Source organism: Thiocapsa imhoffii (assembly GCF_016583985.1).
In the GTDB taxonomy this organism is placed as follows: Bacteria; Pseudomonadota; Gammaproteobacteria; order Chromatiales; family Chromatiaceae; genus Thiocapsa; species Thiocapsa imhoffii.
Genome location: NZ_NRSD01000033.1, coordinates 1 through 19082 on the forward strand (window position 1 = coordinate 1; position 19082 = coordinate 19082).

Consider the following 19082-nt stretch of genomic DNA (forward strand, 5'->3'; position numbering starts at 1 on the left):
GGGAGGGATGGGATCACCGCGCTCGCCCGTGGGTGGGTAAACCGAGCCCTCCAAGAAGGTCGCGGGTCTTTTGCCTTGCGTGTGAATCATTGCCATGTCGAGGCCGCCCCTTGACACGCTAGCATCCGTGCAGCCTCCTGATCGTCGGGTGTCGGGCGGCTGTTGTTATGGGATGACTTCCCGCGCGACCGACAGATATGCGCGACCCGTGCGACTGATGGCCTCGAGATCAGCCGTTTCCGAGGCGACGTGCAGCGCCTCGAGGGTCTCGGCCAGCTCCGCGAGCTCAGCGTTGATCTTCGCAAGTGCGATCTCAAGCGTGTAAGTCAGCTCATGGACCGTCGAAACCGCCTGCCCATCCAGTGTGTCTTGATCGAGCACGGCCTGGAGTTTGGTGTTGTAAGTCGAGAAATTGGTTACCGCTTCGGCGAGGGTTTCGGACGGTAGGCCCTCGAAATGCTGAACGCGATCGGCTTCCCCGGTGGCGAGCGCGACACTGCCGAAGAACACCAACGCCACCGGAACCATCGAAAGAGAAGTTCGGATCATCATCGTGACAGACACTCCATGCTTGTTGAGAATCGATATCATCTCTAGGGTATTGTCATAAGGCCGCTGATTCAACCGCTGTTGCGAAGAATCCAGGCTGATCTGCGAGCTGAGACCGATGGCGAACCCCGGCCCTTGCAGGGTCGCCGATCCCCGTGCATGCTCCACGCCCGACCGAACATCCTCAATCGAATTGGAGCGACCAGGCATGAGCAAGATTCATTTCATCGGCGGGGAAAAGGGGGGCGTCGGCAAGTCCGTGCTGGCGCGCTTATTGGCCCAGTATCACATCGATTCGCAGCGCCCCTTCACCGTGTTCGACACCGATCTGTCCCACGGCGCCATGGCGCGCTTCTACGGCGATTACACGCAATCCATCGCGCTGGACGCCTTCGATGACGTCGATCGCTTGATGGAGGCCGCGCTCGCCGAGCCGCGCAATGTCCTGGTGGACCTGGCTGCGCAGACCTCGGGGCCACTGTTCCGCTGGATCGAGCAGAATGATTGTCTCGCCCTCGCGGAGGAGGAGGGCATCGGGGTCGTGTTCTGGCATGTGATGGACGACGGGGCCGACGGCATCGCCTTGCTGGAGCGTCTGATCGAGCGCTCGGGTGGCGCGGCGAGTTATGTCGTGGTGCTCAACCAGGGTCGAGGCAAGGATTTTTCGTTTTTTCAGGATTCCACCGCGCGCGAGGCCGCGGCGGCGGCGGGGGCGCGCGTCATCCTATTTCCGGAATTGCATCAGCCCACCATGCGCAAGGTCGACCATCTGGGCGCGAGCTTTTGGGCGGCGAGCCAACAACAGCCAGGTGGCTTGGGGCTGATGGAGCGGCAGCGGATCAAGGTGTGGATGCGCAAGGGGTACGAGCAGTTCGCCGGACTGGGAGCGCTGCTCGAGGTGCCGGCGCCGAACGAGGATGTGCGGGAGTGGCTGACCGGATCCCAGGACGAGAGCTCACCGGGTTGAACCCCTAGGCGCAGCGCCAGGGCGCTAGGTGCGGCCGGTGCCCGGCACTCACCACCGGATCACGCCGCGCCCCTGGGTCAGTCGGGTGGACGCGGCGCGGCGCGGCCACCCCCGCGCCGGTTCCCAGGCCGCTGTTCAGAGGATCGAAGGAACCCGAAGAATCGTGAATAACGTTATCATGGAGTGAAGAATTTTGGAGAGAGTCATGACACAGGCGACACGACACGGGCAATTAACATTCAGTGACTATGTCGAGCGCGCGCTGCGCGAAGGGGCGATGTGGACGCTGATGGTCGTCTCGCTGTATCTGGTGCTCGCGCTGGTCAGCTATTCGCCGGATGATCCGGGTTGGTCCTATGTCGGCGAGGCCGTTCAGGTCAGTAACGCGGCGGGGCGCGCGGGCGCCTGGTTTGCTGACGTGTCGCAATTTCTCTTCGGCTTCTTTGCCTACTTGTTACCGGTCATGGTCGGCTGGAGCGCTTGGTTGGTCTTTCGCGGCCGCGCCGACGAGCCCGCCCCGGTGACCTGGATCCTGTCGCTGCGCTGGATCGGCTTTGTGATCACAATCGCGGCCGGCTGCGCCTGGGCCTCGATCCATCTGGCTGAGCTGGGGGCGCATCTACCGAATGGCGCGGGTGGTGGCTTGGGGCTCTTCATCAGCGAGCAGATGCGCGCTGCCTTCAATCTGGCGGGCACCAATCTGTTGCTGGCCGGCGTGCTGGCGGTCGGCTTCACCCTGTTCTCCGGGATCTCCTGGCTGAAGATGATTGATGCCGTGGGCGCCGCTGTGTTGCAGGGCGCGGGTTGGGTCCTGGCCTTCGCGCAACGGCTCTCACGGCACTGGGCGCCACGATGGCCGTTGCGGACGACGGGCGCGCCGGAGGGCTTGCCCGATGCGCTGAGGTTGATCGATGACCCGAATGGTCTCCTGGCGGCCCCCGGCGGCGTGGCTCCCGTGTCGTGGGATGAGCGCGCCCCGCTGGTCGAGCCCGAGGCCGCCACGGCGCCGCCGGCAGTGTCACGCCATGACACCCTGCCCGCGCGGGTGCGCGAGGCGATGACCGAGCCGCAGATCCTGTCGCTGGAGGATCTCAGACGTGGCCACAAACCGGTGCCAGAGGCCGCGCGCCTCAAAGCCCCAGCGCGGAAAGTGGCGCGGGTGACGCCGGCCACTTCCGCCTCCTTGCCCCCGCTCGAACTCCTGGATGCGCCACGCCCGAGTGGTCGGGCCTACACCGAGTTGCAGATCGCGGATCTATCACGTCAGGTCGAGATCAAGCTGGCCGATTTTGGGGTCGAGGTTGAGGTCGTGGCCGTGTATCCCGGTCCGGTCGTAACCCTGTTCGAACTGGAACTCGCGCCCGGGATCAAGGTCAGCAAGATTTCAGGGTTGGCGAAGGATCTGGCGCGCGCGCTCTCGACCATCAGTGTGCGTGTCGTCGAGGTCATCCCAGGTAAATCGGTGATCGGCATCGAGATCCCAAATCAGCAGCGTGAGACGGTCTTCCTGCGCCAGATCTTTGGTTCGAGTGCCTATCAGGATGCCAAATCGCCGCTGACCCTCGGGCTCGGGACCAACATCTCGGGTCAGCCCGTGGTGGTTGACCTCGCGCGCATGCCGCATGCCCTGATCGCCGGCACCACCGGGTCGGGAAAATCGGTCGCGATCAATGCCATGATCCTGAGCCTGCTCTACAAGGCCGGTCCCGAGGACGTGCGGCTGATCATGGTCGATCCGAAGATGTTGGAGCTCTCCGTGTATGAGGGGATTCCGCATCTGCTCACGCCGGTCGTGACCGATATGAAGGAGGCGGCGAACGCCCTGCGCTGGTGTGTGGGTGAGATGGAACGGCGCTATCGCCTGATGGCCAAGCTCGGGGTGCGCAACATCGGCGGTTACAACCGTCAGATCGCGGATGCCGCGGCATTGGGTCAGACCATCCCCGATCCGACCATCAGTGCCGACTTTGCCGCTGAACAAGGCGTCGAGGTGCCCGCCCTGGGACATCTGCCCTACATCGTCGTCATCATCGATGAACTCGCGGACATGATGATGGTCGTTGGAAAGAAGGTCGAGGAACTCATCGCGCGCTTGGCGCAAAAGGCGCGGGCCTCCGGGATCCATCTTTTGCTGGCCACCCAGCGGCCATCGGTCGACGTGCTCACAGGACTGATCAAGGCCAATATCCCGACGCGGATGGCCTTCCAGGTGTCCTCGCGGATTGATTCGAGAACCGTCCTCGACCAGATGGGCGCCGAACAGTTGCTCGGCAATGGCGACATGCTCTACCTGCCGCCTGGTGGCAGCATCCCGCAGCGCGTGCATGGTGCCTTTGTCGATGATCATGAGGTGCATCGAATTGTTGAGCATCTCAAACAGTTCGGCTCCCCCGAGTATCTCGAGGATGTGCTGCGCGAGCCGACCGAGATGCTCCCCGGGATCGACCCCGAGCCGCGCGGCGACACCGAGGATCTGGACCCGCTATTCGACGATGCGGTCCAAATCGTTGTGGAGAGCCGCCGAGCTTCGATCTCGGGGGTTCAACGACGTTTGAAGATTGGTTACAACCGAGCGGCGCGCATGATCGAGGAGATGGAACGGATCGGTATCGTGGGACCCGCCGAGAGTAACGGGAACCGCGAGGTCCTCGCGCCCCCACCACCCGAGGATTGAATTCACCATGGCTGTTACGATGTCCACCGCGACCCATGCCCTCGTGGCACGACGCTCGTCCCCGCTGCGCGTGCTCGTCGCGATCCTGCTGTTCAATGTCCTCTGCGGGACGGTCACACTGGCGTTCGCGCAGTCCGAGCAGCGGGTGAATGACTATCTCGATGGTCTCACCAGCTTGCGTGCTCAGTTTGAGCAATTCACCTTCAATGCCGAACGGACGCAGATGATGGAATCGAGGGGTACCCTATATCTGCAACGGCCGGGTCGCTTTCGCTGGGAATATGACGCGCCGAACCGCCAGGTGATCGTGGCCGATGGCAACCGCGTCTATCTTCACGACCTGGAGTTGCAGCAGGTCTCCCATCAGAGCCAACGTCGTGCGCTGAGCGGAACACCGGCCCTGTTGCTTGCCGGCAGTGGACCGATCGAGGAGCACTTCACGGCCTCTCCGATCGCCAGTACGGATGGTCGGGAGTGGGTTGAACTCATCCCGAAGGAGACGGATACCGATGTGGTGCGCATCGAACTCGGATTCGGGTCCGAACATCTCGAGAGTTTGATCATGGAGGATACCTTTGGGCAGACCACGCGACTGAACTTCTCGGAGGCCGAGCGCAATACCCCACTGAGCCCGGAGCTGTTCAAGATCGATCAGCGGGCGATGGATGACTTCCTCGCCATCGACTGAGGAGAAGACGACGGCACCGCCACGCTCGGCGAGCGTGGCGGTGCCGCTCGCCGAGCGGATGCGCCCGACGCGGCTCGCGACATTCGTCGGGCAGCGGCATCTGTTGGCCCCCGGCAAGCCCCTGCGTGAAGCGATCGAATCCGGGGCCTTACACTCCATGCTGTTCTGGGGGCCGCCCGGCACGGGGAAGACCACCCTGGCGCGGCTCATCGCCCAGGTTTCCCAGGCTCACTTCATCAGCCTGTCCGCGGTGCTCGCGGGTGTGAAGGACATCCGGGACGCGGTCGTCGTGGCGCGTGACATCCGCACGCGGGAGCAGCGCCCAACCCTATTGTTCATCGATGAGGTGCATCGCTTCAACAAGGCGCAGCAGGATGCCTTCCTACCCCATGTCGAGGACGGCACCCTGACCTTTATCGGCGCGACCACCGAGAATCCGTCCTTTGCCCTAAACAATGCGCTCCTCTCCCGCGCGCGGACCTATCTGCTCCAGGCCTTGACGCCCGACGACATTGCCGCGGTGTTGACGCGGGCGCTAGAGGATGACACCGCCGGGCTCGGTCGCCTGGGCTGTCGCCTCCCCGAGCCCGCGCTGCACCTGCTGGCACAGAGCGCGGACGGTGATGCGCGTCGCGCCCTGAACCTGCTCGACCTAGCGGCCCATGTGGCGGGTGCGGGAGAGATCACCGTCGCGATCGTCGCCGAGGTCGTCGCGGGCAGTGTGCGACGCTTCGACCAGGGGGGCGATGTCTTCCATGATCAGATCTCGGCGCTGCACAAATCCGTGCGTGGATCGGATCCCCATGCCGCGCTCTATTGGTTGGCTCGCATGATCGACGGCGGCTGTGACCCAGCCTATCTGGCGCGGCGTCTGGTGCGCATGGCCAGCGAGGATATCGGCAATGCCGACCCGCGCGCCCTGGAGTTGGCGCTCAACGCCTGGGAGGCGCAGCTCCGGCTGGGGTCGCCCGAAGGCGAACTGGCGCTCGCCCAGGCAACCCTCTACCTCGCCTGCGCGGCCAAGAGCAATGCGGTTTACCTCGCCTGGAACGAGGCGTTGGCGGATGTTCGCGCGGCGGGTTCATTGGAGGTTCCGCTGCATCTGCGCAATGCCCCGACCAAGCTGCTGAAGGAACTTGGTCATGGCCGTGCCTATCGTTACGCGCATGACGAACCAGAGGGCTATGCCGCGGGTGAGACCTATCTGCCGGAAGCCCTGAGCGGGCGCCGCTATTATCGCCCCGTCGAGCGTGGACTCGAGATCCGCATTCGCGAGAAACTCGAGCGACTCGCCGCCCTGGACCAGCTGGCCGCGGATCGCGATCCCTGAGTGGTGGCTCGGCTTCAGCACTGCTCCCGGCGTCCAGGCGGGGGGGCGTAGGTCGCGATCAGGATGTCCGAACCACTGCTCACGTCTACTCGCGCAGCCCTCCCAGTCGCTCGCCGAGTCGCACCGAGTCACCTGGTGCCAAGCCTGGGGTCCAGCTCATCCGTCCCGGTTCGAACAGGAGAATGACCGTCGAGCCGAGGTTGAAGCGTCCCATTTCCTCGCCGCGTTCCAGGCGGATGTCGCCCGGCTTGGCGTGGGTGTCAGGCGAGCGGGCCGTTGCCGGTGTGACCTCGCCCGCCCAGACGGTTTCGATGCCGCCGACGAAGATGGCGCCGACCAAAACCATGACCAGGGTTCCCGCCCCGCTGTCGAAGCCGCAGACGACCCGTTCGTTGCGAGCGAACAGACCTGGCACCAGCGCGGCGGTCGTGGCGTTGACGCTGAAGAGGCGTCCCGGGACATGCGTCATCCAGGCGAGCGTGCCCGCGAGCGGCATATGAATCCGATGATAGTCACTCGGCGCCAAATAGATGGTCGCAAAGGCGCCGGAGTGGAAGGCGCGCGCCCGCTCCAGATCCCCGCCGAGTAGTTCGACGACGCTATAGGACTGGCCCTTGGCCTGAATCAGGCAACCGTCCTCGATCACCCCCAGCTGGCTGATGGTCCCATCGACTGGGCTGAGAATCGCATCCTCCGCGGGATCGAAGGGGCGCGCGTCCGGGGCGAGGGCGCGGGTGAAAAAGGCGTTGAAGTGGGGGTAGGCGCGTGGGTTCGGCTCGGCCGCCTCGTCCATCTTGATCGGATAGAGACGCAGCAGGATCTGGATGAGGAGATCCTTGAGGGGGCGCCAGCGCACGCGCGCCAAACGGTACATGAGTCGCGAGAGCCGGTGCTGAGGAAGGCTGTGTTGGAGGGCGACGAACGTACGCGCCCTCCAGCCGCGTGGGCGCTGTGTCATGGTTGCTCCGGGAGGAGTTGGAAGGCATTGGCGTGAATCGCCTTGACGTCATCCGCCATCGCGGTGCCGGTCTGGGTATCCGGCAGATAGGCGAGGATGTACCCGCCGGGTCCGATCACGAAGACCGACGAGGTGTCCTCTTCGCCGAGGCCCATCTGCTCGCGCAACTGATCAGACGGCTCAGCTCCGTCGCCGAGGATCAGCAATGCCGGTGACAGTCGGGCGAAGTCGCGCGCGAGGTTCGGCGCCACGCTGGGCGTGACCAGGACCAAGCGGAGCTGTTTGAACAGCGCGCGTTGGTCTGCGACCTTGCCATGCAGGTCGATCAGGCGATGGATCGCCAGTTGTCCAGAGGCACGTGCAAGATCGCCAAAGGCCATCAAGGTCCAACCCTTGGAGAGGACGTCTTGATCGACTGTTTGACCGCGTGCGTCCTGAAGCGCGAAGGTCGGCAGGGTCGCGGGGGGCATGAGCAGAATGCCGCCGATCACCGGAGGCGTGGCGTGGCGCCGCTGGTAGTTATTGCCCCATTGGTAGGCGAGGATGAACAAACTGATTGCGCTCAGCATCAGCAGGAGTCGAAACCAGAGTCGGTGTCGATTGTCGAGGAACATGCGTGCTTCGCCTCTCAAGTCAGATTCGAACTCGGGTGATGGGGCCGGCGACGGCCTGCGGCACGGGCGCGGTAGCCATTCCGCTGACGGATGGACATTCACATCGTGCGTCCCCATAGGCTCCATGTGCACCTGGGTTGCCGGGCGCGGACCATGCTGTGGAACGGGAGACATGATCAATGAGTGACCAAATCGAGAAAACGGATCGCGAATGGCAAGAGCTGTTGACGCCCGAGCAATATCAGGTGTGTCGACGTCAAGGCACGGAGCCGGCCTTTACGGGCCGCTACCATGCCCACAAGGAGCCAGGGATCTATCGATGCGTCTGCTGCGGTGAAACGCTCTTCACGGCAAGCGAGAAATTCGATTCCGGAACGGGCTGGCCCAGCTTCTGGCAGCCTGCCTCCGAGCAAGCCGTCGCGACCGAGGAGGACCATCGGCACGGCATGCGTCGCGTCGAGGTCCATTGTCGCCGCTGTGGTTCCCACCTCGGTCATGTCTTCCCGGATGGTCCACGACCGACCGGACTGCGTTATTGTATCAATTCCGTTTCGCTGGAGTTCGCCCCCACCTCCGAACCCATGCCATAAACCGGGCCGCGCCACGGATTGAGGTCGTTTCAGTCGCGGTTGCGATCCCCGCCTCGGGGATCTGGCTCGTGGGTCACCGCGATGGTCGGGATGTATGGGTTCACTCCGGCACCCGACCGTTTGCGGCGCGCAGCGGCGCGTCCATCGACTCGCTCGCGGCTTCGCTCGAAGCCGGCCCGTCCGTCTGTCGATCCTCCGTGACCGCTTGGTTGGACTCGGACTCGGGTGGGGTGGGTCCGGTCCCGAGCATCCCTGACTTGGCGCTGCGCCCCGGAAACTCGAAACGCATCTCCGGCCAGATGGCCAGCCCCTTCGCGGCCGAGATGGTCCCGCCCGTCGCCTCGTTGATCGCGGTCCCGCTCAGGGCGGTGCGCACGATCATGTCACTCTCGCCGGTGATCCCGGCGAGCCGTCCCGTCCCGCCGGTCAAGGTGAAGGTTCCGGTACAGGAGCCGGGTTCGCCATCGCAGGTGAACTCGGCATAGACATAATCACCGGTCGGGCTTTCGATGGTGCAATAGCCGTGGCTGTCGAGTTGGTTGCTCAGGACATGGATGATCTGGGTCGAGGGACAGGTGAAGAGCGCGGTATCCAGGAGCCCCTCTCCATGCTCGATATACATAATCCCCTCAAAGGTTCCGATGAAGTGGAGTTTGTCGACGGCAATCTGGTAGAGCTGGCCGTTGGCCTCCCAGGGCGCCAGAATCTTGGCGGTACCGGTCTCCGCGATGGCCGGCGCCATACAGAGCGTCAGTACGGCCAAGGCGATCGTCTGAGTCGGTTTGAGCATCGGGTTCTCCGTGAGTCGGGGGCGGATCCGCGTGGGTCGGTGCCAGGGTGGTTCGCATCGCCTGGGTCGCGCTCACGCCGCGGATGAGGGTCACGCGGACCGGACCAGGCCGGTCACGGAGGCCAGCACTGGCTGAAGTCCGGGACTGGCGCGGCCACGGGATACCCGCACGCATTGCGCCGCGTCACATCCCGTATCATATGTGTCCAGACCCTTCCGATTCCAGTTGAATCAACCCCAGCCCCGGCACGCTGACCCCAGCGCGGTACCCTGCACATGAAATGCGAGAGTGGAGCGATGGCGCGATCCCCCCAGCCCGAGTCACGTGACCCCCCGATGCTGCTCGGCTGGCGCGAGTGGATCGCGCTGCCGGAACTCGGTTTGAACGTGATGAAGGCAAAGATCGACACTGGCGCGCGCACCTCAACCCTTCATGCCTTCTATGTCGATCGCTTTCAGCATGATGGCGCGACCCATGTGCGCTTCGGCATTCACCCACTCCAGAATCGCACGGATCTCGTTGTGCATGCGCAGGCCCTGGTTGTCGACGAGCGGAGCGTCACCGACTCGGGCGGGCACCGCGAAGACCGCCTGGTGATCCGAACGCCCTTAGTCCTGGGCGGCGTCTCCTGGCCCATCGAAGTGACGCTCACCAATCGCGAATCCATGTTGTTTCGCATGCTGATCGGGCGCACCGCTCTGGCCGGGCGGGCACGGGTTGATCCGGCTCGCTCCTTTCTGACCGGCCGTGTCGAACAACCGGCATCGCAGTATCCGCGCTCGGCACGGATCGGTCCGCCGGAGCGATGATCAGGGCGCGGGCGACGGGAGCCGCCCGCTGGGCTCGCCGTCGCCCGCGGGTGTCGGATCCAGAGCCTCGTCCGGCGGCCGGGGTGGCGGATCCGCCGCGGCCTCGCCCATCGCCTCCCAGTCGAAACGGGGCAAGTGCTCGAAGACCCCACGGATGCCGTCGTTCCAACTGCGCGAGAGCGCGCGCAAGGCCGGGGAGTCCGCGGTCAATTTCAGCCGGTGAGAAATGGCGAGGCTGTCTTTGGCGTAGATCGCAACCTCGTATGGCGGGCCCACGGTCACATTGGAGCGCGAGGTCGCGTCGAGTGAGACCACGCAAAGTCGGGCGGCGTCCTCAAGCGAGAGCTTGGGTTCGGCGATTCGATCGAGCGCCGGTTTTCCGTATTTGGTCTCGCCGATCTGCAGGTAGGGCGTCTGTGGCGACGCGGCGAAATAGTTTCCTTGTGGGTAGATGAGATAGAGACCGTGCGGTGCGCCTGCGATCTGTCCGCCGAGAATGAGGGTGGTCTCGGCGCTGACGCCGCTGAAATGCAGCGCCGGGCCGTGATCGCGTTGCACTCCCAGGCTAACGCGCCCGACATAATCGGCTGCTTCGAACAGATAGCGGGCGTTTAGGAAGTCGATCCGTGTCCGATCCCAGTCCACCGAGGGGGCGATCCGCTCGTGGCTTGATTCGTCGAGATCGCGCCGGATGCGGTTCAAAACCTCCTGCGTGGTCGCGAGGTTGCCAGCCGACATCAGGACGAAGATCCGGTCTGGCGCGGGTTGGAAGACATGGAGTTTGCTGAAGGTCGTGACATAGTCGACCCCCGCGTTGGTGCGCGAGTCCGCGGCCATCACGAGGCCCTCATCAAGGGCGAGTCCAAGGCAATAGGTCATGATCGAATGGGGTTCGCTGGATCGGCGGGGACGGGTCGCGGCGCACGCGATCCCCCCGGGTCGGTTGACATGGAACACCCGCGCTGGCGGTGTCCGCTGGTTCAGGGCCGATGGACGTCGTGGCCATGCGTCCAGCATACTCCCCATTATGACGATTCGCGTACGCTCGGTGGCCCTCTCCGTGCGTGGGCGCCCTCTGACATCTGGTGAGTGAGTGAGTGAGTGCCATGAGTATCGACTGGAACGCCTATTCCTCCGACGGTTTCTACGATGAATTGGTTGCCGCGCCCGAGCGGGGTCATGCGGCGCTTGCCGGATTGATGGCAGACCTCGAAGCGCTCGGACCGGATGAACTCGTTGCGCGCCAAGCGGCCGCCGATGTGTCGATCAAGGAGATGGGGATCACCTTCACCGTCTACTCCGAAGAGGGTGGCACCATCGACCGGACCTGGCCCTTCGACATCATTCCGCGCATGATTCCCCAGGCCGAGTGGGAGCGGGTCGACGCCGGTCTGCGGCAGCGTGTTGCGGCCCTGAATCTCTTCATCGATGACCTCTATCATGAGCAACGGATCATCAAGGATGGGGTGTTTCCTGCGGAGGTGCTTGAGAAGTCGGTGAATTTTCGTCCTCAGTGTGTTGGGGTCGACCCACCGCTCGGCATCTGGGCACACATCTGTGGTTCGGATCTCGTGCGCGACAGTGATGGAACCATCTATGTCCTCGAGGATAATCTGCGCGTCCCCTCGGGCGTGTCCTACATGCTCGAGAACCGCTTAGTCACCAAGCGGGTGCTGCCAGAACTCTTCGAGCATTATGCCCCGCTGCCGGTCGATGATTATCCCTCGCAGTTGTTCGACACCCTGGCGGCGCTCTCACCGCGTCCCGCCGATTATCCCGCCGTCGCGGTGCTCACGCCCGGGATCTACAATTCGGCCTATTTCGAACACTCCTATCTTGCCCAACAGATGGGTTGCGAACTCGTCGAAGGGCGCGATCTCTTCGTCGATACCGACGATTGTGTCTACATGCGCACCGTCGATGGCCTGGCCCGCGTGGATGTCATCTATCGCCGGATCGACGACCTCTTCCTCGATCCCGAAGCCTTTCTGCCGGATTCCGCGCTCGGCGTGCCCGGAATCATGCGGGCCTGGAAGGCCGGAAATGTGGCCTTGGCGAACGCCCCCGGCGCGGGTGTGGCCGACGATAAGGTGGTCTATGCCTTCGTCCCGGACATTATCCGGTATTATCTAGACGCCGACCCTATCATCCCGAATGTTCCCACCTATCGCTGTATGGACCCGGAGGCCTTGGCCTATACCCTCGCCAACATGGAGGAGATGGTGGTCAAGCCGGCGAATGAGTCAGGGGGTTACGGCATGTTGGTCGGGCCGGCTTCGACGAAGGCCGAGCGTGACGCCTTTGCCCTGCTGATCAAGAAGGATCCGCGTAACTACATCGCACAACCCGCCCTGCGGTTGTCGACCGTGCCCACCATCATCGGCTCGCGGCTCGAACCCAGGCATGTTGATCTGCGTCCCTTTATCCTGTCCTCGGATCGGCAGCAGGTTACCATGGGGGGCTTGACGCGGGTGGCGATGCGCAAAGGGTCCTTAGTGGTGAATTCATCCCAAGGCGGCGGGAGTAAGGATACCTGGATCGTTCCCGATCCGGTGTCAGCGGACGATTGAACCCAGGCTTGCGGCAGGTCCAAAAAGCGAAATCCATCGAGCATCGAGGTCGGATCACATGCTCTCGCGAGTGGCTGAAAACATCTATTGGATGGCACGCTATATCGAACGTGCGGAGAACACCGCGCGGATCGTGACGGTTAATGCCAACCTACTGCTGGACCTCCCGAAGGGGATTGCGCCGGGTTGGCGCCCCCTGGTCGACATCACGGGGGCGAATACGCTGTTCGAGGAGCACTACAAGGACTATGGCGAGCGCCAAGTGGTGCGGTTTTTGATCGGTGACGAGCGCAATCATGGCTCGATCCTCTCCGCCTTGGTGGCGGCCCGGGAGAACTGCCGAACGATTCGTGACTTCGTGCCGCGGGAGGCCTGGGAACTGCTCAATGAGATCTACCTGTTCGCGCGGGAGGATCTTGCCAAGGGGGTGACCAAGGGCGGACGTCACGCCTATCTGAAGCGGGTGATCCAAGGGGCGCAGAACCTGACGGGCATGCTCTCGGGGACCATGCTGCATGATCAGGGTTATGATTTTGTCCACCTCGGGCGATTCCTTGAGCGCGCGGACATGACCACCCGCATCATCGACGTGCGCTCCGCCAACCTCTTGCCGGAGGACACCCCGGATCTGCGTCCGTTCGAGACCATTCAGTGGGTGAGCGTGCTCAAGTCGATGACGGCCTATCAAGCCTATCGACGCAGCGAACAGGTGCGGGTGTTGCGTGGCCCGGTCTTGCGCTTTCTGTTCCAGAACGACGCCTTTCCGCGTTCGGTGCATCATTGTTTCGAATCCCTGCGCACGAGTCTGTCGAAGCTCCCGCGCAACGAGTCCGCCCTGCGGGTTGCGGGCCGCTTGAAGCGCAATCTCGAGGGGACCGAGCCGCGTCGGCTCAATCAGCAACAACTCCATGCCTTCATCGACGATCTGCAGGTTGGAATCGGTGAACTGCACGTGGAGATCGCACGGACCTGGTTCCCGCCGCCGCTGGAGTCGCAGACGCAATCACAAACCTCCGATTGAGCCGATGGCACGGGCGGCGCCGTGCTGCCGCGGTTCCCCTCGTCGTGAGGGGGTTTAGGATGCGGGCGTGAGATGTCGCGAGATGGTGTCGCGAAGATCCGCGAGGGTCACGGGCTTGGACAGATAATCGTCCATGCCGGCCGCGAGACAGATCTCGCGATCGCCGGCCATGGCGTTCGCTGTCATCGCAATGATGGGGATGTGCCCACGTCCCTCACGGCGTTCTTGTTCACGCCACTCGCGGGTGGCACGGACGCCGTCGAGGACCGGCATCTGCATGTCCATCAGCACCAGGTCGTAGGGTTCGCGGGCGAGACGACTGATGGCTTCCGCGCCATTCTGTGCGATGTCCGGCTCGATCCCGAGACGGTTGAGCATCTGGCTCGCGACCTTCTGATTCACCAGATTATCCTCGGCGAGCAGCACCCGTGCCCGTAATGGCGGAGGTGGTGGGGCATCCGCGTCGTGGCGCGCCGCGGGTGTCTCCCGCGCGGCGGGCTCGGTCGGCACCACGGACCGATCCAGCGCGAAAGGGAGACGGATGCGGAAGCGTGTCCCCGCCCCGAAACGGCTCTCGACCGCGATGTCGCCACCCATGTGTTCGATCAGGTTCTTGCTGATCGCCAGTCCGAGCCCGGACCCGCCGAAACGGCGCGAGGTCGAGCCATCGGCCTGCACGAAGGGCTGGAACAGCCGGTCCAATTCATCGGGTTTGATCCCGATCCCGGTGTCGGACACCTCGAGGCAGATCCAGACCACATGCCCCACGGCCTGGTCGGGCGGTGACGCGGCCGAGAGTGCGAGCGTGACCGTGCCCTGATCCGAGAACTTGACGGCATTGCCCAAGATGTTCGTGAGGATTTGACGCAGGCGATAGGGATCGCCGACGAGCCGATGCGGCAACCCCGGCGCTATGGCCCAGGTCAGTTTGAGTCCCTTGCTCTGAGCGCTGGCGGTGAAGATGGCCGTGACCTCCCGCGCGACCTGGTTCAGGTCGAAGGCGATCTGCTCGAGTTCGATCCGACCGGATTCGATCTTGGAATAATCCAGGATGTCGTTGATCACCCGCAGCAGGCTGTCCCCCGAGGTCCGCGCGACCGCGAGCAGGGCCCGGTCATCGGGGTTCAGCGGACGGTGTGAAAGCAATTCCAACATCCCGATGACACCGTTCATCGGGGTGCGGATCTCATGGCTCATGTTGGCAACGAACTGACTTTTCGCGATGCTGGCCGATTCGGCCTGCTCCTTGGCGATGACAAGCGCCTCTTGGGTGGCGCGACGCTCCGCGACTTCGCGCTCGAGTTCTTGGTTGAGGCCAGCAATCCGCTCCTTCTCCTGCGTTAAACTGGCAACGAGATCGAGATTGGCGTGACCGAGTTCGAGAGAATGGCGCAGGGTGTGATGGTAGCGCCGCGCATTGAGCAACATGAAGACGGCGAACAAAAGGATCAGGCCGTTGAAGGTATAGGCGAGTTCGTCACCGATCACGAACATGCGCAGGGCGAAGGGGACGAGGGCGCCGAGTAGATAGAGGAGGTAAGCGGGCGGGTAGGCGCTCAGACTCGGGATCGCGCCGGCGACCATGCCGGAGATGACGAAACCTAGAAAGACCTGGTAGGTCAGCACATGGCCCGGCAAGAGGAAGACCGAGAGCCCCCACGCCAGGCCGGTCGCGGCGGCGCCGATGGCAAACCGATGGGCCCAGGTCCGATCCGAGCGCGTTGTCTGGTTGGCCCGGTAATGCAGCATCAGGCGCATCCGCGCAAGCAGGATCAAGACCATCGCGGCGAACCAGATCCAGACCCCGAGCAGCGGCGAGACCAGACTCATGGCCGCCGCAACCATCAAGGCATTCAAGGCAGTGATGATCAGGCTGGCGGGAAGTTGCTCGAACAAGAGCCGCGTCAGATCCGCCTCGATCAGGCGTTCGTGTCGAGCCGCGTCAGGAGACATCGGGTGATGACTCGAGCATGGGGTCCTCCAAGGCACAGGCGAGATCGCGTAAGCTCATGGTTCCGAGCGCCTGTTTGATGGCCTCGTCAATTGCGTCTTCGATGCGCCCGATCTCGCCCGTCGGGTGCGTGGCACGGCACCCGCTCTCGCGCTCCTCGAAGCAGCGCACGGCATCCAGCATCGTGCTGACCGAGATGGCGTCGGGTGCGCGAGCCGGGACGAAGGCGGGTGGGTCACCCTGGGTTCGGATCACGAACCCTCCCTGTTCAAGTACGCCCAACATTCTCTCCGTATTGGTTTGGGGGACGCCCAGGTTGCGCGCCAGTTCCTCACAGGTCCAGGGAGTTTGACCGTTTTCATAGCGGCAGGCGATCTGTCCGGCCAGGGTCAGGGCCAAGCGCTCCCGCTGTCGATTACTGAGCTTGAGGTCGTGTGAGCGCACGCGCAGATATTCCGGGTGCTGATGATAAAAGGCAATGCTGGCGCCGATGAGCAGGATGAGCCAGGCGATGTAGATCCAGATCATGAAGATGATCAGGATCGCCAGACTCGAGTAGATGGCCATGAGGCGAGCCGAGCTGGCAATCACAAAGGAGAAGACACCGCCGATGCCCTCCCACAACAGCCCGGCGATCAAGGCGCCGACCAGGGCCGAGCTCAGCCGGACGCGCGTATTGGGAACGAAGACGTAGAAGAAGGCGAAGGTGAGTGAGATCATGAGATAAGGACCGAATTGCCCCATCATCGCCCACAATTCACCGAACGGTTTTTTCGCGATCAAGGCTTGGATCACGGGATTACCGCCGAGCGAAGCGGAGAGCCCGACCGCTGAAAAAAAGAGCAGCGGGCCGACCAGCAGCACGCTGAGATATTTGCTGAACCGATGGGCGAAGGAGCGCTGTTTCGAAACCCGCCAGGTGAAGTTGAAGACCTGCTCGATCTTCTGGATCAGCGAGATCACCGTATAGAGGAGCATCGCCAGCCCGACCGAACCCAGGACTGCAACCCGCATATTGTCGACGAAGTTGATGATTTGGGCGGTGATCTCGAAGCCACCTTCACCCAGTGGTTCGAGCGCGCGCAGCAAGAGGGGTTCGAGCTGATTGTGGACGCCGAATCCCTTCAAGGCGGAGAAGGTCACGGCCAGCAGGGGTACCAGGGATAAGATGGTTGTATACACCAGACTCATGGCTTGCAACGACAGATAGCCCTGGGTCAGGTCGCGGGTCAGCGCATAGAGGAGACGGCCGAGCCAGATCGGAAAGGCATGCCACCAGGGCAGCTGATCGAGGCGCCGACCCCAGAGGAGGGTGTCGATGCGTTCGGACACGGGCAAGGATCGGTTCATCTGAGGCCTCTGGCGCGCGAGGGCGATCTCGACAGCGACCGGTTGCTGCACCGCGGACGCCGGTGCGCCACTCTCGCCTAGGGTGCGACAGGATCAACCGGTCATGGTCGCGCTAGAGTACCGCAATCGGGACCCGGATCCAGCTCGCGTCAAGATGACGGCGGAAGGCTTGGTCACGGGGGCGCCATGACCCTCTCAACTCACCAGGTCAGGCTATTCGCGCCAGAACGCCGGACTGAAGAGCACCAGCAGCGTAAAGACCTCCAAGCGCCCCACCAACATGGCGAACATCAGGATCCATTTGGCGAGATCACCGATACCGCTGTAGTTCTCGGCAACCGCGCCCAACCCTGGCCCCAGATTGGTGATGTTGGCGGCGACCGCCGAGAAGGCCGTGGTCTGGTCCAGGCCGGTGGCCATCAGGACCAGCATCATGAGGGCGAAGAGCGCCACATAGATCGAGAAAAATCCCCAGACGGCATCCACGACCCGCTCGGGAACGGGTCGATTGCCGACCTTGATCGGGACTTGCGCCTGCACATGGACCAAGCGGATCACCTCGCGCTGTCCTTGTTTGATCAGCAGCATGAAGCGAATGACCTTGATCCCACCGGCAGTCGACATGGCGCAACCGCCAATGAAGGCGGCCATGATCAGCAGCGTGGGGACGAACAATGGCCACTGCGCGAACGGATCGGTCGTAAAACCCGCGGTGGTGCCGATCGATACCGCTTGGAAGATGCCCTGATACAGGGTGTCGCTCCAGTGCGCGTAGACCTGCGTGAGCAGTAGGGTGGTGATCACCACCAGGGTTAGGGTCAGCATGATCGCCAGGAACCAACGCACCTCGGACTCGCGCAGATAGTGTTTCAGCGAACGGGTCCGCCAGGCGATGAAATGCATCGCGAAGTTGATCCCGGAAACGAGCAGAAAGACAACGCAGATCATGGCGATCAGCGGACTATCGAAATGTCCGATGCTGTCGTCGTAAGTGGAGAAGCCGCCGATGGAGACGGTGGAGAAACTGTGTCCGATGGCATCGAACCAGTTCATCCCGGCCAAAAAATAGGCCAGGGCACAGACGATCGTCAGGGTGGCATAGATGTACCAGAGCGCCTTCGCCGTCTCGGCGATGCGGGGGGTGAGCTTCGAGTCCTTGACCGGCCCCGGTGTCTCCGCGCGGTAGAGCTGCATGCCACCGATTCCGAGCATCGGCAGGATGGCGACCGCGAGCACGACGATGCCCATGCCGCCGAGCCATTGCAACTGCTGGCGATAGAAGCGAATGGATTCCGGAAGCTGTTCGATCCCCACGAGCACCGTCGCGCCAGTCGTGGTGAGCCCGGACATGCTCTCGAAGGCGGCATCCGTGATCGAGATGTTGGGTGACTCCGAGAGGGTGAGCGGCACCGCGCCCGAGAGCCCAAGCACGAGCCAGAAGAAGACGACGACCAGAAAGCCCTCGCGCGTGCGCAATTCGCGCCGGCAGTGCTTCACGGGCAGCCAGATGGTGATCCCCAGGCCGAGCAGGAGGCCGAACGAAATCAGAAAAGGGACCAGCCCTGCGTCGTTAAACAGCCATGCAATCAACGCCGGCGGGAGCATGGTGACGCTGAACAGGACGATGAGTAGTCCGACGATCCGCAGAACCGAAGACCAATACATCGCTAGAAGGTCCCGACCAAAGGGGAGTCAGGCTAAGCGACGTCAGCAACCAGTGCAAGGGCCATGGTCGCGCGCGCGGGTGCGGGAGGTGCGCGCGCATGGGCTGACGGTGGTCGTGGCGAGCGCCGCACGGCCATGCAAGCGTGGACGCCCGCATCGAGCAACCTCCTGTCCAGCGGATGTGCGTGCCGTCCGGCGGGCCAATCCCACGCGCTGATTCGTCATTGTTTCGTGTTCATCAGGCGGCGGTCATGGTCCTGCTCGAATCCTTGGGTCGGGGCACGGCGCTGGGCCCATCGGCGCCGTGTGCCGGCATGGTTCGGTGTCTGCCGCAAGTCCTTGTCGGTTCGTTCAAATTCCCCGCCCGGCCTGAGGCGTCGCCGGGGTCGATTGCGGACGGTGGCGTGGATGATCGGTATTAAATGAGAGTCAATATTTTATAAATTATTGTATTAAATCACAAAAAAATCGGTCGGCGCGCGTTTGGCCGGTGATTCCGACCCAGTTGCGAGATCCGCTCCGTTTTTTCGAATCGGCGTGGCGCGGACACCTGAG

General features: G+C 63.1%; 16 protein-coding genes. 8 read left to right on the forward strand and 8 right to left on the reverse strand.

Going from position 1 to position 19082, the window contains the following annotated elements:
* Nucleotides 1-165: 165 nt before the first annotated feature.
* Nucleotides 166-552, reverse strand: a complete 387-nt coding sequence (locus CKO25_RS19085) for a DUF6746 family protein (protein ID WP_242467754.1) — start codon at nt 550-552, stop codon at nt 166-168.
* Nucleotides 553-757: 205 nt separating this feature from the next.
* On the opposite strand from CKO25_RS19085, the gene CKO25_RS19090 reads away from it, so the two are divergent.
* From CKO25_RS19090 to CKO25_RS19105, 4 genes are all read left to right on the forward strand, one after another.
* Nucleotides 758-1516 (forward strand): P-loop NTPase family protein, encoded by a 759-nt coding sequence (locus CKO25_RS19090; protein ID WP_200389548.1) that lies wholly within the window; start codon nt 758-760, stop codon nt 1514-1516.
* 205 nt (nt 1517-1721) lie between these two features.
* The gene (locus CKO25_RS19095; protein WP_200389549.1) at nt 1722-4190 is read left to right on the forward strand and encodes a DNA translocase FtsK; all 2469 of its coding nucleotides are present in this window, start codon (nt 1722-1724) and stop codon (nt 4188-4190) included.
* Nucleotides 4191-4197: 7 nt separating this feature from the next.
* Nucleotides 4198-4878 carry an outer membrane lipoprotein periplasmic chaperone LolA gene (gene lolA, locus CKO25_RS19100; protein ID WP_242467755.1) on the forward strand — a complete coding sequence of 227 codons (681 nt, stop codon included), beginning with the start codon at nt 4198-4200 and terminating at the stop codon, nt 4876-4878.
* Complete coding sequence (locus CKO25_RS19105) at nt 4856-6208, forward strand: replication-associated recombination protein A (protein WP_200389550.1); 1353 nt, start codon at nt 4856-4858, stop codon at nt 6206-6208. The genes lolA and CKO25_RS19105 overlap by 23 nt, the downstream gene beginning before the upstream one ends.
* An 85-nt stretch (nt 6209-6293) precedes the next feature.
* Here CKO25_RS19105 and asd read toward each other — a convergent pair whose 3' ends face one another.
* Nucleotides 6294-7166 (reverse strand): archaetidylserine decarboxylase, encoded by an 873-nt coding sequence (asd, locus tag CKO25_RS19110; RefSeq protein ID WP_200389551.1) that lies wholly within the window; start codon nt 7164-7166, stop codon nt 6294-6296.
* Nucleotides 7163-7780, reverse strand: a complete 618-nt coding sequence (locus tag CKO25_RS19115) for a hypothetical protein (RefSeq protein WP_200389552.1) — start codon at nt 7778-7780, stop codon at nt 7163-7165. Before CKO25_RS19115 ends, asd begins: the two co-directional genes overlap by 4 nt.
* A gap of 179 nt (nt 7781-7959) precedes the next feature.
* On the opposite strand from CKO25_RS19115, the gene msrB reads away from it, so the two are divergent.
* Nucleotides 7960-8370 carry a peptide-methionine (R)-S-oxide reductase MsrB gene (msrB, locus tag CKO25_RS19120; RefSeq protein ID WP_200389553.1) on the forward strand — a complete coding sequence of 137 codons (411 nt, stop codon included), beginning with the start codon at nt 7960-7962 and terminating at the stop codon, nt 8368-8370.
* 100 nt (nt 8371-8470) lie between these two features.
* Here msrB and CKO25_RS19125 read toward each other — a convergent pair whose 3' ends face one another.
* The gene (locus CKO25_RS19125; protein ID WP_200389554.1) at nt 8471-9160 is read right to left on the reverse strand and encodes a hypothetical protein; all 690 of its coding nucleotides are present in this window, start codon (nt 9158-9160) and stop codon (nt 8471-8473) included.
* Between the two features lie 297 nt (nt 9161-9457).
* On the opposite strand from CKO25_RS19125, the gene CKO25_RS19130 reads away from it, so the two are divergent.
* Nucleotides 9458-9970: an ATP-dependent zinc protease family protein gene (locus CKO25_RS19130; RefSeq protein WP_200389555.1), complete on the forward strand. Its 513-nt coding sequence runs from the start codon at nt 9458-9460 to the stop codon at nt 9968-9970.
* Here CKO25_RS19130 and CKO25_RS19135 read toward each other — a convergent pair whose 3' ends face one another.
* The gene (locus CKO25_RS19135; protein ID WP_242467756.1) at nt 9971-10849 is read right to left on the reverse strand and encodes a proteasome-type protease; all 879 of its coding nucleotides are present in this window, start codon (nt 10847-10849) and stop codon (nt 9971-9973) included. It abuts the gene before it with no gap.
* Between the two features lie 227 nt (nt 10850-11076).
* On the opposite strand from CKO25_RS19135, the gene CKO25_RS19140 reads away from it, so the two are divergent.
* Both CKO25_RS19140 and CKO25_RS19145 read left to right on the forward strand, forming a co-directional pair.
* The gene (locus CKO25_RS19140) at nt 11077-12540 is read left to right on the forward strand and encodes a circularly permuted type 2 ATP-grasp protein (protein WP_200389556.1); all 1464 of its coding nucleotides are present in this window, start codon (nt 11077-11079) and stop codon (nt 12538-12540) included.
* Nucleotides 12541-12598: 58 nt separating this feature from the next.
* Nucleotides 12599-13561: an alpha-E domain-containing protein gene (locus CKO25_RS19145; protein WP_200389557.1), complete on the forward strand. Its 963-nt coding sequence runs from the start codon at nt 12599-12601 to the stop codon at nt 13559-13561.
* A 54-nt stretch (nt 13562-13615) separates the two neighbouring features.
* On the opposite strand, the gene CKO25_RS19150 is transcribed toward CKO25_RS19145, so the two are convergent.
* The 3 genes from CKO25_RS19150 to CKO25_RS19160 form a co-directional block, all read right to left on the reverse strand.
* Entirely contained in the window at nt 13616-15514 is a 1899-nt protein-coding gene (locus tag CKO25_RS19150) for an ATP-binding protein (RefSeq protein ID WP_200389558.1), read from the reverse strand.
* Entirely contained in the window at nt 15504-16862 is a 1359-nt protein-coding gene (locus CKO25_RS19155) for a YhjD/YihY/BrkB family envelope integrity protein (protein WP_200389559.1), read from the reverse strand. The genes CKO25_RS19150 and CKO25_RS19155 overlap by 11 nt, the downstream gene beginning before the upstream one ends.
* A 213-nt stretch (nt 16863-17075) precedes the next feature.
* Complete coding sequence (locus CKO25_RS19160) at nt 17076-18527, reverse strand: TrkH family potassium uptake protein (RefSeq protein WP_200389560.1); 1452 nt, start codon at nt 18525-18527, stop codon at nt 17076-17078.
* Between the last annotated feature and the right edge of the window lie 555 nt (nt 18528-19082).

Coding starts and splice junctions, on each gene's coding strand:
- CKO25_RS19085 (WP_242467754.1), bottom strand. CDS start 552: ATGATGATCCGAACTTCTCTTTCGATGGTTCCGGTGGCGTTGGTGTTC.
- CKO25_RS19090 (WP_200389548.1), top strand. CDS start 758: ATGAGCAAGATTCATTTCATCGGCGGGGAAAAGGGGGGCGTCGGCAAG.
- CKO25_RS19095 (WP_200389549.1), top strand. CDS start 1,722: ATGACACAGGCGACACGACACGGGCAATTAACATTCAGTGACTATGTC.
- lolA (WP_242467755.1), top strand. CDS start 4,198: ATGGCTGTTACGATGTCCACCGCGACCCATGCCCTCGTGGCACGACGC.
- CKO25_RS19105 (WP_200389550.1), top strand. CDS start 4,856: ATGACTTCCTCGCCATCGACTGAGGAGAAGACGACGGCACCGCCACGC.
- asd (WP_200389551.1), bottom strand. CDS start 7,166: ATGACACAGCGCCCACGCGGCTGGAGGGCGCGTACGTTCGTCGCCCTC.
- CKO25_RS19115 (WP_200389552.1), bottom strand. CDS start 7,780: ATGTTCCTCGACAATCGACACCGACTCTGGTTTCGACTCCTGCTGATG.
- msrB (WP_200389553.1), top strand. CDS start 7,960: ATGAGTGACCAAATCGAGAAAACGGATCGCGAATGGCAAGAGCTGTTG.
- CKO25_RS19125 (WP_200389554.1), bottom strand. CDS start 9,160: ATGCTCAAACCGACTCAGACGATCGCCTTGGCCGTACTGACGCTCTGT.
- CKO25_RS19130 (WP_200389555.1), top strand. CDS start 9,458: ATGGCGCGATCCCCCCAGCCCGAGTCACGTGACCCCCCGATGCTGCTC.
- CKO25_RS19135 (WP_242467756.1), bottom strand. CDS start 10,849: ATGACCTATTGCCTTGGACTCGCCCTTGATGAGGGCCTCGTGATGGCC.
- CKO25_RS19140 (WP_200389556.1), top strand. CDS start 11,077: ATGAGTATCGACTGGAACGCCTATTCCTCCGACGGTTTCTACGATGAA.
- CKO25_RS19145 (WP_200389557.1), top strand. CDS start 12,599: ATGCTCTCGCGAGTGGCTGAAAACATCTATTGGATGGCACGCTATATC.
- CKO25_RS19150 (WP_200389558.1), bottom strand. CDS start 15,514: ATGTCTCCTGACGCGGCTCGACACGAACGCCTGATCGAGGCGGATCTG.
- CKO25_RS19155 (WP_200389559.1), bottom strand. CDS start 16,862: ATGAACCGATCCTTGCCCGTGTCCGAACGCATCGACACCCTCCTCTGG.
- CKO25_RS19160 (WP_200389560.1), bottom strand. CDS start 18,527: ATGTATTGGTCTTCGGTTCTGCGGATCGTCGGACTACTCATCGTCCTG.